12 protein-coding genes and 1 riboswitch are annotated in these 15423 nt (G+C 71.8%); of the genes, 10 read left to right on the top strand and 2 right to left on the bottom strand.

Annotated features, from left to right (window positions below; translation table 11 throughout):
• The 8 genes from ACWEOW_RS13625 (at position 1) to ACWEOW_RS13590 (ending at position 9299) form a co-directional block, all read left to right on the top strand.
• A complete protein-coding gene (locus ACWEOW_RS13625) occupies positions 1–645 on the top strand; it encodes a NeuD/PglB/VioB family sugar acetyltransferase (protein WP_452269743.1) in 645 nt (214 codons plus the stop codon).
• Positions 642–1760: an N-acetylneuraminate synthase family protein gene (locus tag ACWEOW_RS13620; RefSeq protein WP_452269742.1), complete on the top strand. Its 1119-nt coding sequence runs from the start codon at positions 642–644 to the stop codon at positions 1758–1760. Before ACWEOW_RS13625 ends, ACWEOW_RS13620 begins: the two co-directional genes overlap by 4 nt.
• A gap of 1 nt (position 1761) precedes the next feature.
• On the top strand, positions 1762–3018 hold the full coding sequence (gene neuC / locus ACWEOW_RS13615; protein WP_452269741.1) for a UDP-N-acetylglucosamine 2-epimerase: 1257 nt from the start codon (positions 1762–1764) through the stop codon (positions 3016–3018).
• Positions 3015–4070: a nucleotidyltransferase family protein gene (locus ACWEOW_RS13610; protein ID WP_452269740.1), complete on the top strand. Its 1056-nt coding sequence runs from the start codon at positions 3015–3017 to the stop codon at positions 4068–4070. The genes neuC and ACWEOW_RS13610 overlap by 4 nt, the downstream gene beginning before the upstream one ends.
• Positions 4071–4191: 121 nt before the next feature.
• Entirely contained in the window at positions 4192–5202 is a 1011-nt protein-coding gene (locus tag ACWEOW_RS13605) for an SDR family NAD(P)-dependent oxidoreductase (RefSeq protein ID WP_452269739.1), read from the top strand.
• Positions 5199–6371, top strand: coding sequence for a DegT/DnrJ/EryC1/StrS family aminotransferase (locus tag ACWEOW_RS13600; protein ID WP_452269738.1), 1173 nt, complete (start codon positions 5199–5201; stop codon positions 6369–6371). The genes ACWEOW_RS13605 and ACWEOW_RS13600 overlap by 4 nt, the downstream gene beginning before the upstream one ends.
• 87 nt (positions 6372–6458) lie before the next feature.
• Complete coding sequence (locus tag ACWEOW_RS13595) at positions 6459–8357, top strand: Na+/H+ antiporter (RefSeq protein WP_452269737.1); 1899 nt, start codon at positions 6459–6461, stop codon at positions 8355–8357.
• A gap of 54 nt (positions 8358–8411) precedes the next feature.
• Positions 8412–9299 (top strand): hypothetical protein, encoded by an 888-nt coding sequence (locus tag ACWEOW_RS13590; protein WP_452269736.1) that lies wholly within the window; start codon positions 8412–8414, stop codon positions 9297–9299.
• 75 nt (positions 9300–9374) lie between these two features.
• On the opposite strand, the gene ACWEOW_RS13585 is transcribed toward ACWEOW_RS13590, so the two are convergent.
• Positions 9375–10694, bottom strand: a complete 1320-nt coding sequence (locus ACWEOW_RS13585; protein WP_452269735.1) for a bifunctional o-acetylhomoserine/o-acetylserine sulfhydrylase — start codon at positions 10692–10694, stop codon at positions 9375–9377.
• 90 nt (positions 10695–10784) lie between these two features.
• A riboswitch (SAM riboswitch) is annotated at positions 10785–10898 on the bottom strand.
• A 125-nt stretch (positions 10899–11023) separates the two neighbouring features.
• Between ACWEOW_RS13585 and ACWEOW_RS13580 the strand changes: the two genes are divergently transcribed.
• Positions 11024–12187 carry an acyl-CoA dehydrogenase family protein gene (locus ACWEOW_RS13580; RefSeq protein ID WP_452269734.1) on the top strand — a complete coding sequence of 388 codons (1164 nt, stop codon included), beginning with the start codon at positions 11024–11026 and terminating at the stop codon, positions 12185–12187.
• Between the two features lie 10 nt (positions 12188–12197).
• Here the strand turns inward: ACWEOW_RS13580 and ACWEOW_RS13575 are convergent, their stop codons facing one another.
• Positions 12198–14174, bottom strand: coding sequence for a DUF6541 family protein (locus tag ACWEOW_RS13575; protein ID WP_452269733.1), 1977 nt, complete (start codon positions 14172–14174; stop codon positions 12198–12200).
• A gap of 251 nt (positions 14175–14425) precedes the next feature.
• On the opposite strand from ACWEOW_RS13575, the gene ACWEOW_RS13570 reads away from it, so the two are divergent.
• A complete protein-coding gene (locus ACWEOW_RS13570) occupies positions 14426–15406 on the top strand; it encodes a glycosyltransferase family 2 protein (protein WP_452269732.1) in 981 nt (326 codons plus the stop codon).
• Positions 15407–15423 lie beyond the last annotated feature (17 nt).

The raw sequence follows: 15423 nt of genomic DNA, 5'->3' as shown, positions 1-15423 counted from the left end.
ATGGAGGTCCAGGGAGCCGTCGGCTGGGTGGTGTTCGGCGCCGGCGGGCACGCGCGCTCGGTGGTCGACGTCCTCGAGCGCGCGGGAGAGCGAGTCGTCGCCGTCACCGGCGTCACGGACTCCGAGCCGTGGCACCTCGACGTCCTCGCCGACGACCGGGAGGCGTTCGCCCGGATCGAGGCCGAGCAGCTTTCCGGTGTCGTCGCCATCGGGGCCAACCCGGCCCGTGCGTCGATCGTCCACGAGCTCGTAGCCCGCGGCCTGCCGGTCCCACCCGTCGTCGCTCGCACGGCCACGGTCTCCCCCCGCTGCATCCTCGGCCACGGCACCGTCGTGCTCGAGCACGCGCATGTCGGGCCTGCGGCCCGGATCGCCGAGGCCGTCATCATCAACACCGGCGCCGTCGTCGAGCACGACTGCCGCGTGGGCGCCGGAGCCCACATCGCCCCGGGCGCCGCGCTGCTCGGGGGCGCAGCGGTGGGGGGCGGCACGCTCGTCGGCAGCGGCGCGCGCGTGCTGCCACGCGTCAGCGTGGGCGCGGGTGCGACGATCGGTGCGGGCGCGGTCGTGACGGGTCAGGTCGCCGACGGCGAGACCGTTGTGGGTGTGCCGGCCGTGAAGCGCAGACGAGGAGGTGCATCGTGAGCGGGACCGTGAGCGGGTCCGAGGTGCCCGAGGTGCCTGAGGTGCCTGGCGAGCCTGAGCTGCCCGAGATGTCCGGCGTGCGGCGGGCGAAGGTCGGCGGCCGCATCGTGCCCACACCGGGCGACGTCTATGTCATCGCCGAGGCCGGCGTGAACCACAACGGCGACGTCGACCTCGCGCACCGGCTCGTCGACATCGCCGCGGCCTCAGGCGCCGACGCCGTGAAGTTCCAGACGTTCTCACCCGACAAGCTCGTCTCGTCGGCCGCGGCGACGACTCCCTACCAGCGCGACCGCGGCGGCAGCGCCGACCAGCGCAGCCTCCTCGAGGCGCTCACCCTGCCCCAGGCCGCCTGGGTCGAGCTGCGTGACCACGCCGCCGAGGCCGGCACGACCTTCCTGTCGACGCCGTTCGACATCGACAGCGCCCACCTGCTCGTCGAGCTGGGCGTGCCCGCGCTCAAGGTGAGCTCGGGCGAGCTGACCAACCTGCCCTACCTGCGCGAGATGGCCCGGCTCGGGGTCACCCTGCTCGTCTCCACGGGGATGGGGACCGAGGCTGAGGTCGCGGCCGCAGTCGAGGCGTGCGCCGACGCGCCCGGGCTCGTGCTGTTCCACTGTGTCTCGGCCTACCCGGCCCCCGTGGAGGAGTGCAACCTCCGGGTGATCCCGCGGCTCACCGCGCGACACGGCATACCCGTGGGGTGGTCTGACCACACGCCGGGGCTGACGACCGCACTCGGCGCCGTGGCGCTCGGCGCTCCGATCCTCGAGAAGCACTTCACGAGCGACCGCACGCTGCCCGGGCCCGACCACCTGGCCAGCCTCGAGCCCGGCGCCCTGACCGAGTATGTCTCCGCGACAAAGGAGCTCGCGCGCGCGTTGGGAGACGGGGTGAAGCGCCGCATGCCGTCCGAGGAGGAGAACGCCACCCTGGTCCGCCGCTCGTGGCATGCCGCGCGCGCCCTCCCGGCCGGCACCACGCTGAGCGGCGCCGAGCTGCAGCTGCTGCGCCCGGAGGGCGGGGTCAGCCCTGCCGTCGACATCCGGGGCCGTGTCCTGGCCCGCGACGTGGCCGCGGGCGCCCCGGTCACGTTCGACGACCTCGAGCGCTGACATGGCCCCGCTGACCGTCGCCGTCTTCGTCGGCACCCGGGCCGACCTCGGGCCGCTGTCGCCGGTCATCGAGGCGCTCCAGGCCTCCGAGGACATCTCGCTGCGCGTCCTGACCGGCGTGATGTATGCCGCCGACGACCTTGCCGCGGCACTGCCGTCCTCCGAGACCGCGGAGCGCTGGCGCGACGTCGTCGTCCAGCTGGCGCCGCCGATGATGGCCGTGACCGCACAGGCGCAGCTCGACCAGGGAGCCGAGCTGACCCGTGCTGCGGGCGTCCTGCTTCCCGAGCTGGGCATCGATGTCCTCGTCGTGCTCGGCGACCGGTGGGAGCTGCTCTACGTGGTGCCCCCGGCGTTCCTGCTCGGGATCCCTGTCGTGCATCTGCACGGCGGGGAGGTGACCGAAGGAGCCGTCGACGAGCGCGTCCGTCACGCCGTGACCAAGCTGGCCGACCACCACTGCGTCGCATCGCCCGACGCAGCAGACCGGCTGCGGCAGCTCGGGGAGCCCGACGACCGCATCCACGTCACGGGGGCGCCTGGTCTGGACCGACTGCTTGCCGCGACACCGTCGACGGACGCCGACCTCGCCACGCTGCTCGGCCTGGAGGCCGTCGAGCGCCCGGTCGCGCTCTTCACGTACCACCCGCCGACGGCCCACGTGCGCGCGCCGGTGGGCGAGTGGGCCCGACAGGCGGCGGAGGCGACGCTTGCGGTGTGCGGCACCGTGGTGGCGACCTACCCCGGCATGGACGCCGGCCGCGACGACATCATCCAGGAGCTCACCGAGCTCGCCGACCGGGAGCCGCGCGTGCGGCTCGTCGAGGCACTCGGGCGCGACTACCCGGGCGTCCTCGGGGCGGTCGACGTCGTCGTCGGCAACTCGAGCTCGGGGGTCATCGAGGCGGCGACCCTGCACATCCCGGCGGTCGACATCGGTGACCGGCAGCGTGGTCGCCTGCGGGGCGAGAACGTCGTGCACGCCGGCGAGGGTCGCAGCCCCGTGGAGGCGGCGGTCCGTGAGGCCGTGTCGGAGCAGGGCCGGGCCCGGGCGAGGGCGGTCGTCAACCCCTACGGCACGGGTGCGGCGAGCACGGCCATCGTCGATATCGTTCGAGAGGCGGCGCACGCCCCGCGCGTCAAGAGGTTCGTGGACCGGCCGGTGGGTCCGCCTCCGGGTGGGAAGGGGACGCCAGGCGCCAAGACCGTGCCCACCAAGCCTCGGACCCCGTCCAGCGACCGGAAGGAGCAGCCGTGACCGCTCGAGACCTGCGGGCCACGTCCGCCCCGACGACGGCGACGATCCGCGACGCCCTCGAGGTCGTGGACCGCACCGGGTCGTTCGCCTGCCTCCTCGTCTCCGACGACGGGCGCCTCGCCGGCCTGCTCACCGACGGCGACCTGCGGCGTGCGTTCCTCAAGGGGTCGAGCCTCGACGACGCCGCCATCGACCACGCGACGCGCTCGCCGCATGTCGTCGCTGCCGGCTCGCCACGCGCCCTCGTGCTCGACCTCATGCAGGCCCTGCGGATCTCCGTGGTCCCCGAGCTGGCCGCCGACGGCACGCTCGTGGGACTGCACACCCTTTCCGACGTCATCGGGGCGGCACCCCTGCCGAACACGGCGGTCATCATGGCGGGCGGTCGCGGCACCCGCCTCGGCGACCTGACCAGGGACACCCCGAAGCCGCTCATGACGGTCGCCGGCCGGTCGATCCTCGAGTGGATCGTGCTCGGCCTCGTCGGCGACGGCGTCCGCGAGATCTACGTCAGCGTCAACTACCTCTCGGACCAGATCGAGGAGCACCTCGGCGACGGGTCGCGCCTCGGCTGCACGGTCCGCTATCTGCGCGAGCAGCCGGACCTCCCGCTCGGCACGGCCGGCTCGCTCACGCTGCTGCGAGCGGAGCGGCCCGACCTCGCGCACCCGCTCGTGGTGATGAACGGCGACCTCATGGTCGAGTTCGACGCGAGCGACCTCCTCGAGGCGCATGTGCGGACCGGCGCCATGGTGACCGTGGCGACCCGCACCTACCAGCACGAAGTGCCCTTCGGCGTCGTCGAGAGCCAGCAGGGACAGGTGACCGGGATCTCCGAGAAGCCCACACTCAGCTTCGACATCAACGCCGCCGTGTATGCCGTCGACCCGCGGGCGCTCGCGTGGCTCCCTGAGGGGCAGGCGAGCACGATGCCCGAGCTCGTCGAGACCTGCCTCGAGCGTGGCGAGCGGGTCACCGCATGGCCGATCCAGTCCGACTGGATCGATGTCGGCACCCCGACCGACCTGGCCCGCGCCAAAGGCGAGGCATGACCTGGACCCCGGCGGGCGGCATACCCGCTGGGTCACGCGAGACGACCGAGACCGCATCAATGCAGACGACGAAAAGGCAACAGTGACAAACCAATCCGCTTCCGAGCCCACCGCGCGACCGATGACCGGGTCGATCGCGGGCAAGACCGTCCTCGTCACGGGGTCCGACGGGTTCATCGGGTCCCACGTCGTCGAGCGACTCGTCGCGGACGGCGCGAGGGTGCGGGCGTTCTGCCTGTACAACAGCAACGGGTCGACCGGCTGGCTCGACGAGTCGGACACGTTCAAGCAGGCGGTCCGCGACGGGCAGGCGGAGGTCGTCCTCGGCGACATCCGCGACCCGGAGCACGTCCTCGCCAGCGCCGAGGGGGCCGACGTCGTGCTGCACCTCGCCGCCCTCATCGCCATCCCGTTCTCGTACGTCGCCCCGCGCTCCTATGTCGAGACGAACGTCATCGGCACCCTGAACGTGCTCGAGGCAGTGCGGCGTCACGGCATCCCACGGATGGTCAACACGTCGACGTCCGAGGTCTACGGCACGCCCGAGTCGGTGCCGATCACGGAGACGCACCCGCTTCGCGGGCAGTCGCCGTACTCGGCAACGAAGATCTCCGCCGACAAGATGTGCGAGTCCTATGCGCTGTCGTTCGAGACGCCCGTGACGACACTCCGGCCGTTCAACACGTTCGGCCCCCGGCAGTCCACCCGCGCGGTCATCCCGACGGTGCTGTCGCAGCTGCTGGCCGGAGCGTCGGAGCTCAGGCTTGGCGACCTGACGCCGAAGCGGGACTTCACGTTCGTCACCGACACGGCCGACGGGTTCGTGCGAGCAGCCCTCGCCGACGTCGCGCCCGGCACGACGATCCAGCTCGGCACCGGGCGGACCGTCTCGGTCGCGGACGTCGTCGAGCTGTGCAAGAAGGTCACCGGGAGCGACGCACACGTCGTCACCGAGAGCTCCCGCATCCGACCTGAGGCCTCCGAGGTGCAGATCCTGCTGTCCGACCCGTCCAAGGCCAACGATGTGCTCGGCTGGGCGCCGACGGTGTCTCTCGAGGAGGGCCTCGCGGCCACCGCCGAGTGGCTCCGCCCGCGCGTCGACGCCGAGACCGCCGGGCGGTACCACCGGTGACCGAGACTCACGCGCCCGGAGCGCGCGGGCCGGAGGGCACGATCCCGCTCGCCGTGCCGAACATCGGCGAGCTCGAGAGGCGCTATGTTCTGGAAGCTGTCGAGTCAGGGTTCGTCTCGTCCGTCGGACCCTTCGTCTCGGAGTTCGAGCGGCGCTTCGCCGAGCGGGTGGGCGCGAAGCATGCGGTCGCCTGCGCCACCGGCACCGCGGCGATCCACATCGGCCTCGTCCTGCTCGGCGTCCAGGCGGACGACGAGGTGTTCTGCTCCGACTTCACCTTCGTCGGGTCGGTGAACCCGATCGCGTACGTCGGCGCCCGTCCGGTCTTCGTCGACTCCGAGACCCGCACCTGGAACATGGACCCTGAGCTGCTCGCCCGCGAGCTCGACCGTCGGGCCGAGGCGGGCCTGCGCCTGCCCGCAGTCGTCGAGGTCGTCCACGTGCTCGGCCAGCCAGCCGAGATGGAACCGCTCATGGACGCCTGCGCCCGGCACGGCATACCCGTGCTCGAGGACGCTGCCGAGTCGCTGGGCGCCGGGTGGACGGGCGGACGGTATGCCGGGCGGCACACGGGCACGGTCGGCACCGTCGGCTGCTTCTCCTTCAACGGCAACAAGATCGCGACGACCGGCGGGGGCGGCATGATCGTCACCGACGACGACGCCCTCGCCGCGCGGGCGCGGCACCTCACCACACAGGCCAAGGTCCCGGACGTCGGGTACCTGCACGACGAGGTGGGCTACAACTACCGGCTGACCAACCTCGCCGCCGGTCTCGGGCTCGCCCAGCTGGAGCGGCTCGACGAGTTCGTCGGGGCGAAGCACCGCATCGCGGCCCGCTACGACGAGGCGTTGGCCGACCTGCCGCTCGTGCTGCCACCGCGCGTCAAGGGGCTCGACGCGACGTACTGGCTCTACTCGGTCCTCGTCCCCGAGGCCGACGGGCGTGGGCGCGACGAGTTCCTGGCTCACCTCAACGGCCTCGGGGTCGGGGCGCGCGCCCTGTGGCGGCCGCTGCACGCGCAGCCACCGTTCGCCGCAATGCCGGTGATCGGGGGCGGCGTCGGCGACGGGCTCTTCGCGCGCGGCCTCTCGCTGCCCTGTGCGACCGAGCTGACGGACGCGGACCAGGACCGCGTCATCGCGGCGGTGCGGTCCTTCTTCACCTGACCGCCCTGTGGCCGGCGACCGCGGTAGTCGTGGTCGCCTGGTGGATGCGGTCGTTACGTGCTTGACACGCCTTGACAGGATGGCGACGTGGAGATCGCGATCGCGCTGCTCGCCATTGCCGCCACGGTGCTCGGGGGCGCCTGGCTCGCCGAGCGCTTCGGCCTGCCCGCGCCACTCGTGCTCATCGTCATCGGCATCGTCGGCTCGTACCTGCCGTTCGTGCCGGAGGTGGTGCTGAGCCCGGAGGTCGTGCTGCTCGGCATCCTGCCGCCGCTGCTGTATGCCGCCGCCATCCAGACCTCGCTGGTCGACTTCCGCAACAACAAGGGCGTCATCCTCAGCCTGTCGGTGGGCCTGGTCGTCTTCACGGCGCTCGGCGTTGCGGTCTTCCTCATGTGGGCGCTCGGACCCGCGTCCGGCATGACGTTCGGGGTCGCCTTCGCGCTGGGCGCCATCGTGGCGCCGCCCGACGCCGTCGCGGCGACTGCGGTGGGCCGCCGGATCGGGCTGCCTCGGCGGCTCGTCACGATCCTCGAGGGGGAGTCCCTCGTCAACGACGCGACGGCCCTCGTGTCGCTGCGGACCGCTCTTGCCGCGACCGGGCTGGCCGCCACGGGCCTGAGTACCGAGGTGACCTTCGGGACCGTCGTGCTGGACTTCGCGTGGGCCTCGATCGGGGGCGTGGCCATCGGCATCCTCGTGGCGGCGATCGTCGAGGCCCTGCGGCGCAAGTTCACGACCGAGCCCGCCTTCGACACGGTGCTCTCGTTCATGGTGCCGTTCGCCGCGTACGTGCCGGCCGAGGAGCTGCACTCGTCCGGCGTCATCGCCGTGGTCACGGCCGGGCTGGTCCTCGGCCACCGGTCACCGCGGTCGCAGTCGGGCGCCTCGCGGCTCAGCGAGCGGATCAACTGGCGCAGCATCCAGTTCCTCCTGGAGAACGCCGTCTTCCTGCTCATCGGGCTGCAGGTCTACTACGTCATCGACGACGTGAGCTCCTCGCCGCTCGATGGCACTCAGATCGCGTTCGCCGCGCTCGGGACGCTGCTGGCCGTGCTGGTGCTGCGGCCGATGTGGATCGTGCCGTTCCGGTGGTTCAGCACGTCGGTGCTGCACCGCGAGCCCCCGGCGCCGTGGTCGCACAGCGTGGTCCTGTCGTGGGCCGGCATGCGCGGCGTGGTGACGCTCGCCGCCGCCTTGCTGCTGCCGCAGAACACGCCGAACCGGGCCGTGCTCATCCTCATCGCCGTCGTCGTCACGGTCGGGACGCTGCTGATCCAGGGCACGACCCTGCCCAAGCTCGCCCATCGGCTCGGCGTCCGCGGGCCCGACCCCCGGGAGGACGCGCTCCAGGCCGCGACGGTCCTGCAGGCCGCGACCCGCGTCGGGCTGGAGCGGCTCGACGCCACCCCGGACGTCGACCCCGACACCCGTGAGGTGCTCCGCGAGCGCTCCGACGACCGGCTCAACCAGATGTGGGAGCGGCTCGGCCCTCGTGGAGCCGACGCCGCGGAGACGCCGAGCGACCGGTACGTCCGTGCCAGGCTGGGGATGCTCCAGGCCGAGCGCGACGAGGTCCTTCGGCTGCGCGACGAGGGTCGCGCCGACCACGTGGTGCTGCGCGTCGTGCTCGGCGCGCTCGACCTCGAGGAGACGATGCTCGACCGCATCGACAAGCAGACCGAACGTCTGGCAGAGAGTGAGATGTTGCCCGTGGAGACCATCCAAGCCCCGTGCGAGCACCTGGAGGACGGCGAGTCCTGCCTTGAGCCTCGGACACCCGAAGGCTGCGAGGAGTGCCTGCGGCAGGGGACGACGTGGGTGCACCTGCGCCTGTGCCTCGAGTGCGGGCATGTCGGCTGCTGCGACTCGTCGGAGTTCAAGCACGCGACGGCGCACTTCCATGAGACCGGGCACCCGGTCATGCGCTCGATCGAGCCGGGGGAGTCATGGCGGTGGTGCTACCTCGACCACGTCGTCGGCTGAGCGGGCCCTCGTCACGGCTGGCCGTGAGCGGCGGAGCCCTGCGACGATCTGGCGATGGCACAGAGCGCGGCCGGCCCGTATGCCGACGAGTGCGTGGCCGCGGTCCGTGACGATCCGGGTGGCCGGCTGGACCTGCTGCGCCGCCTCTACGAGGTGCCGCGCCCTTACGACCGCGGCTACCTGCCGTACCTGCGCGCCGCGACGGCGTTCATGCGCTGGCAGCATCGGCGCGGGCTGCTCAACCCGGAGTCGGGGCCGTCGCCGGGGAGCCCCTGGTGGCGCGCCCTCAACGAGGCCCTCCTGCGCGACACGTGCGAGGCCCGGGCCCTGGCCTTCGGCCTGAGCGGCGAGCCCCGCACCCCGGGTGTCGCAGCGATGCTCGAGTTCATCCGAGCACCCACGGCGACGTCGTGGTACCGCGCGCACAACGTGACGATCGCGACGGCATACCTGGCCAACGAGGCCACGGCCGCCCGCGAACGCCAGGTGGAGCGCTTCTTCATCAACCTCGTCCTCGTGCGGGTCCTCTACGCGCACGCCCTCGTCGCCAACCCGCGCCTCGCGCTCGCCTGGCTGGCACCCTGTGGGCGTCTCGTCGGCGACCCGCGGCTCAGCATGACGGGCATCTTCCTGTCGCTGTCGCGCGTGCTGCCGGACCGCTATCCGCTCGAGGGTGACCTCGAGGCGTACGTCGACGCGGAGCACAGCATCGGGCATCTGCTCGACGTCGGCATCATCGTGCCGCGGCTCGGCCCGCTGTTCGAGTGGTCCGCTCTCACGCTCGGCCTCCCGGGTCTCGACGGGGTGCTCGCGCGCCCGGGAACGGTCCCGGCATACGCCTGGGACCCGCTGGAAGCGCCCGTCTGGCGGACCGAGCCGTCACGCCTGGCCCGGCTGGCCCGCCGTGCGGTCCCCGCTGGTGGGGCGGCCCGTCGGACATAGCAACCCGGGGTCGTACGGCTGCGCTGAGCGCGCACGACCCCGGGTGAGCTGACTTGGTATGTCGGCCGGTCCCGGCTATGCCTTGGCGGCGGTGAACCCCTGCTCCAGGTCGGCGAGGATGTCGTCGATGTGCTCGATCCCGACCGACAGCCGCACCAGGCCGGGCGTGACGCCGGCTGCGAGGCGGTCCTCGTCGGGGCCCTGCGAGTGGGTCGTCGACGCGGGGTGGATCACGAGCGACCGCACGTCGCCGATGTTCGCGACATGGCTGTGCAGCGTCAGCGCCTCGACGAACCTCTTGCCCGCTTCGAGCCCGCCGACGATCTCGAACGACAGCACGGCGCCGGCGCCGCGCGGCGTGTACTTCTCCGCCAGCGCGTGGAACGGGCTGTCCGGCAAGGACGCCCAGACGACCCGCTCCACCTGCTCGTGCTCCGTGAGGTATGCCGCGACCTTGTGGGCGTTCTCGACATGACGCTCGATCCGCAGCGACAGGGTCTCCAGGCCCTGCGAGATGAGGAAGGCGTTGAACGGCGAGGCGGCCGGGCCGAGGTCCCGCAGCAGCTGCACGCGAGCCTTGAGGATGAAGGCGAGGTTGGCGCCGAGGGCGCTGCCGACGCCGAGGTCACGCGCGAAGACGAGGCCGTGGTAGCTCTCCTCGGGCGTGTTGTAGTTCGGGAACTTCTCGGGGTCGGCGCCGAAGTCGAAGCGGCCCGCGTCGACGATGACGCCCGCGATCGACGTGCCGTGCCCGCCGAGGTACTTCGTCGCCGAGTGGACCACCACGTCCGCGCCCCACTCGATCGGCCGGATGAGGTACGGCGTCGCGACCGTGTTGTCGACGACGAGCGGCACGCCGTGCTCGTGGGCGAGAGCGGCCACGGCCTCGATGTCGAGGATCTCTGACTTCGGGTTGGCGATCGTCTCGCCGAACAGCAGCTTGGTGTTGGGCCGGATCGCCGCCCGCCACGAGTCGATCGAGGTCGGGTCCTCCACGAAGCCGACCTCGATGCCGAACTTCGGCAGGGTGTGCTTGAAGAGGTTGAACGTGCCGCCGTAGAGCGACGGCGACACCACGACGTGGTCGCCGGCCTCGGCGATGTTGAGCACCGCGAGCGTCTCGGCGGCCTGGCCCGAGGCGACGAGCAGCGCTCCGACTCCACCTTCGAGGGCGGCGATCCGCTGCTCCACCACGTCGGTCGTCGGGTTCATGAGGCGGGTGTAGATGTTGCCGAACTCCTTGAGCCCGAACAGGTTTGCGGCGTGGTCTGTGTCGTTGAAGACGTAGCTGGTCGTCTGGTAGATCGGCAGGGCCCGTGCTCCGGTCGCGCTGTCGGCGGACTGTCCGGCATGGATCTGCTTGGTCTCGAAGGACCAGCTGGGGCTCGTCGTCATCGGTGTTTCCTCCATCGTTCGACAGGTCTGGTCGCCGATGACCGGGCGCACCCATGCCCCAGGCACCGACGGATCGGTGCGGAAGAGAACTCTCCGCGCTTGCCCGCGGCGGATGCCGCGGACCAGGTCCTCACCCGGGGCACCCCACCGCGGTTGGAGGGTTGCCGGCCAGCGAGCCGGGGCTTGGCGCTGGCACTCATGACCTACTGCGGAGTGTAGGCACGCTTCGCGGCCGCCACGCAGGGGGCGTCCTCATGCTGGACGGCGGTCGCGTGGCGTCGATCACTAGGACGTCCTACTAAATCGAACTCGCGAGTAGGATCGCGCCCGTGAGCACGAATGCCGACTTCGACCTGTTCCGTACCAGCGAGGACCACGAGGCACTGAGGGAGGCGGTCCGCGCGGTCGCCGAGGACAAGATCGCCCCGTATGCCGCTGCCGTCGACGAGGAGGCGCGCTACCCCCAGGAGGCGCACGACGCCCTCGTCGCATCCGACTTCTTCGCGCCCCACGTTCCGGAGGAGTACGACGGGGTCGGGGCCGACGCGCTGGCGACGTGCATCGTCATCGAGGAGGTGGCGCGGGTCTGTGCGTCCTCCTCACTCATCCCCGCCGTCAACAAGCTCGGCTCGCTACCGCTCATCCTCGCCGGCAGCGACGAGATCAAGCGGACGTACCTCCCGCCCCTCGCGCAGGGCCGGACGACGTTCTCCTATGGCCTGTCCGAGCGGGAGGCCGGCTCCGACACCGCGGCCATGAAGTGCCGCGCCCGCGCCGACGGTGACGACTGGGTCATCAACGGCCAGAAGTCGTGGATCACCAACGCCGGCGTCTCGGAGTACTACACCGTCCTGGCCGTCACCGACCCCGACGGTCCCCGGGGCAGCAACGTCACGGCGTTCGTCATCGAGAAGTCCGACCAGGGGTTCACGTTCGGCGAGAAGGAGCGCAAGCTCGGCATCAAGGGCAGCCCGACGCGAGAGCTGCACTTCGACAACGTCCGCATCCCCGGCGACCGCGTGGTCGGCGTCGTGGGCGACGGGCTCAAGCTGGCGCTGCGCACCCTCGACCACACCCGGGTCACCATCGGCGCGCAGGCCGTCGGCATCGCCCAGGGCGCCATCGACCAGGCCATCGCCTATGTCAAGGACCGCAAGCAGTTCGGCAAGCGGATCGCCGACTTCCAGGGCATCCAGTTCATGCTCGCCGACATGGCGATGGAGCTCGAGGCGGCGCGTCAGATGGTCTACGTCGCAGCGGCCAAGTCCGAGCGCGGCGACAAGGACCTTCCGTTCTTCGGCGCGGCCGCGAAGTGCTACGCCTCTGACGTCGCGATGAAGGTGACGACGGACGCGGTGCAGCTGCTCGGAGGCGCCGGCTACACCCGGGACTTCCCGCTCGAGCGGATGATGCGCGACGCGAAGATCACCCAGATCTACGAGGGCACGAACCAGGTCCAGCGCATCGTCATGGCCCGCCAGCTGCTCGGGTGACCGCTGCTGCTCACTCAGCGCAGGAGACCCGCCGGTAGAGGGTGTACGGCCCGGCTGAGCGGACCTTCTGCCACGCGGGTGACGTGTCCACCGCGTCGACGCCCTGGTACTCGTCCAGCGTCACCTTGAGCACCGGGTGCGCCGCGTTCCCGCCGGTGATGGCCCAGTCCACCTGGTGCCGCTGCGCAGCCGCACAGACCTCAGGGTCGGTGCCGACGTCGTCGAGGCGCATGGACAAGAGGGAGATGTCGCCGGGGTAGTTCGTCTTCTCGGTCGGCACGAGGAGGCGACGCCCGCTGACGACGTAGAGGTACGTCGCACCGTTCCACGGGTTTGCGGCGACGACGGCATCCGCGGGCAGTGCCGTCGAGAGCTCCCGCAGGGCGACCAGCTCGTCGTCGGTGACCCACGACCGGTCGGCAGACGGGTGGAAGTACGGTCGCAGCACCTGCTGGTGCGCGCCGACGTAGAAGATCGTCGTCGCTCCGAGCACGGCGACGGCGCCCACCGCCGCGGCCTCGCGCCGGGTCACGACGCTCCGGACCCGCCGGGCCAGCAGTCCGGACACCAGGTCGCCGAGCCACACCAGAGCGGCGGACGACGCCACCACGGCGGGCAGGATGACGATGGTCTCGATGCGTGGGGTGTCGTTGTACCAGGGCCAGGTCAGGGCGCGTACCAGACCGTTGTCGACCGCGATGTTGAGCCACAGCAGGACGAGGGAGAGGACGAGCGCCGCGGCGCACCAGCGGGCTCCTGGGTGGCGGCGCACCAGGACCACGCACCCGAGCGCCGCGAGTGCAGTGAGGACCGGGAGCACCTGCACGCCGTCGGCGGCGAACAGCAGCACGTACTCCCAGACCTGAGGCGCGGAAGTGCCGGGCCCGAAGCGGCCCACCTCGAACATCGACTGGCTCCGCAGCGCCCGGGAGGCGAGAAGGGCGAGCACGACGGCGAGCCCGTAGCCGGCCACCATGCCGACCGCGAGCCATGGACGACGCGTCCGCAGGCTCCAGGCCGACCGGACGACCCGGCCCCCGACGACGAGCGCGGCGAACAGTCCGAAGACGATGAGCGCATTGGGGTGCGCCGTCGCGAGCGCCAGCACGGCCACCAGCACGAGGAGGGCGGCGCGCCAACGGCCCGCGACGGCATACGGCGGCGCGGACTGCACGCCCACGAGGGCCATGAACGCGGCGAGCGACGCTGGGACGAGGGCCTGCCCGAGCACGGCGGGCCAGAGCACGCCGTAGCCCATCAGGAGGTACGGGAAGGCCCCGAAGGCGACGCTGGTCAGCCCGGTCGCGAGCGCCACGCCGGGGCGCAGGCCCAGCACCGTGAACGACAGGGCGATGCACCCGAGGGGCCAGACGAGGCCGACGATGACGAGCACCACGCCGGAGGCGGACACGGGGACCGACGCGCCGGTGAGCAGCGTGACCGTGGCTGTCAGGCCGTGGAACGCCGAGGGGTAGAAGCCCGACCAGTCGGGGGTCTGGTACTTGCCGGCCTGCAGCGAGGAGATCGTCCCCTCCCGGAGCATCCACTGGATGTCCGCGAGGTGGAACACAGTGTCGGGCTGCTGGGAGAAGGCCTCGGGGGAGGACTGCACGGGCAGGACGGAGGCGAGGACGACCAGCAGTGCGAGGCCCACCCCGGCCAGCACTGCCCAGCCCGGCGCGCGGAGCACCGGTCCGCGCCGGTCGGGGGGCAGCACAGCACCGACGACGGCGCACACCGCCCAGAGCCCCACCGTCGCGACGACCAACGGGACCAGGCCCCACCGGATGTGCAGGAACGGCAGCAGCACGCCGGTCCCCGCGACCAGCGCCGTGCTCAGGACCGGGGCGAGCGCGAGGGCCGCCAGAGGGCGCAGGCGCAGCAGCAGCAGCCCGACCGCGCCCGGCACGAACACCAGCAGCGCGGCGGCGAAGACGACAGGTACGGTGTCCGCCCACGTCGCCGTGCCCGGGACGAGAACCCCCACCTGCACTCCTTCGAGGGGCGCCGGTCGACCGAGCAAGCCCCATGCTCGACTGCCCGTCACAGTAACCCACGGGCGAAGCCCGGAAAGAACCCGGAGAGGCCCTGAAGGGCACCCACGAGACGCCCGCGCGCGAGCGCCCCGGCGCCGCGCGTGCACCGCCCCTACGTGGGCGCGTTAGGCTTGCGCCCGCTCGGCAGGGGACGGGCCCGCCGACAGCACCGAGCCGGTGGCTCACACGACGAAGGACGACAGTGGACGTGACGACTGACGTGACCCCTCCGGTCAGCGTCATCATGCCGCTCCTCAACGAGGAGCGGCACCTGCGCGACGCCGTGGCGATGATCCTCGCCCAGGACTATGCCGGCTCGCTCGAGGTGGTGCTCGCGCTCGGTCCGTCGACGGACCGGACCGACGAGGTCGCGGCCGCGATCGCGGCCGAGGACCCGCGAGTTCGCCTGGTGCGCAACCCGACCGGTCGCACGCCCGACGGTCTCAACGCTGCGATCGGCGCGTCGACGGGTGAGGTCGTCGTCCGGGTCGACGGGCACTCGGAGATCCCGGACGACTACGTCAGCGTCGCCGTCGCCGAGCTGCGCCGCGTGGGCGCGGACAACGTCGGCGGGATCATGGACGCTCGAGGGACGACCGACTTCGAGCGCGCCGTGGCGTGCGCCATGCGGAGCCCGATCGGCGTCGGCGCCTCCCGGTTCCACACCGGCGGCGAGGCGGGTGACGCCGACACCGTCTATCTCGGCGTGTTCGAGCGCAGCGCCCTGGAGCGTGTCGGCGGCTACGACCCGCACTTCTCGAGGGCCCAGGACTGGGAGATGAACCACCGCATCCGTGAGAGTGGGGGCAAGGTGTGGTTCACCCCCGAGCTCAAGGTGACCTACCGTCCCCGTGCGTCGGTGTCGGCCCTGGCGCGCCAGTACTTCCACTACGGCCGTTGGCGTCGTGTCGTGGCCCGCTACCACGAGGGCACGATCAACCCCCGCTACCTCGCCCCGCCCGCGATGGTCGGGGTGACGACCGCCGCCGTCGTCGCGGGGTTCTTCTGGGCGCCCGCCTGGGTCGTCCCGCTGGGGTATGCCGCAGGCGTGACCGCGGGCGGGCTCGCGATCACCCGGGGTGAGTCGGGGCGCACCCGGGCGGCTGCGCCGCTCGTGCTGGCGACGATGCACTGGGCTTGGGGGATAGGGTTCCTCACGAGCCCCAGAAGACTGACCCGCTGACGCCGGGCGCCGCGACG

Source organism: Monashia sp. NPDC004114 (assembly GCF_053603855.1).
The sequence above is the reverse complement of the archived record's forward strand: the minus strand, read 5'-3'. Positions and strand labels throughout refer to the sequence as shown.

Bases quoted from the DNA above. Each gene is read 5' to 3' on its own strand.
- neuC (WP_452269741.1), top strand. From the start codon at position 1,762: ATGGCCCCGCTGACCGTCGCCGTCTTCGTCGGCACCCGGGCCGACCTC.
- ACWEOW_RS13590 (WP_452269736.1), top strand. From the start codon at position 8,412: ATGGCACAGAGCGCGGCCGGCCCGTATGCCGACGAGTGCGTGGCCGCG.
- ACWEOW_RS13605 (WP_452269739.1), top strand. From the start codon at position 4,192: ATGACCGGGTCGATCGCGGGCAAGACCGTCCTCGTCACGGGGTCCGAC.
- ACWEOW_RS13625 (WP_452269743.1), top strand. From the start codon at position 1: ATGGAGGTCCAGGGAGCCGTCGGCTGGGTGGTGTTCGGCGCCGGCGGG.
- ACWEOW_RS13585 (WP_452269735.1), bottom strand. From the start codon at position 10,694: ATGACGACGAGCCCCAGCTGGTCCTTCGAGACCAAGCAGATCCATGCC.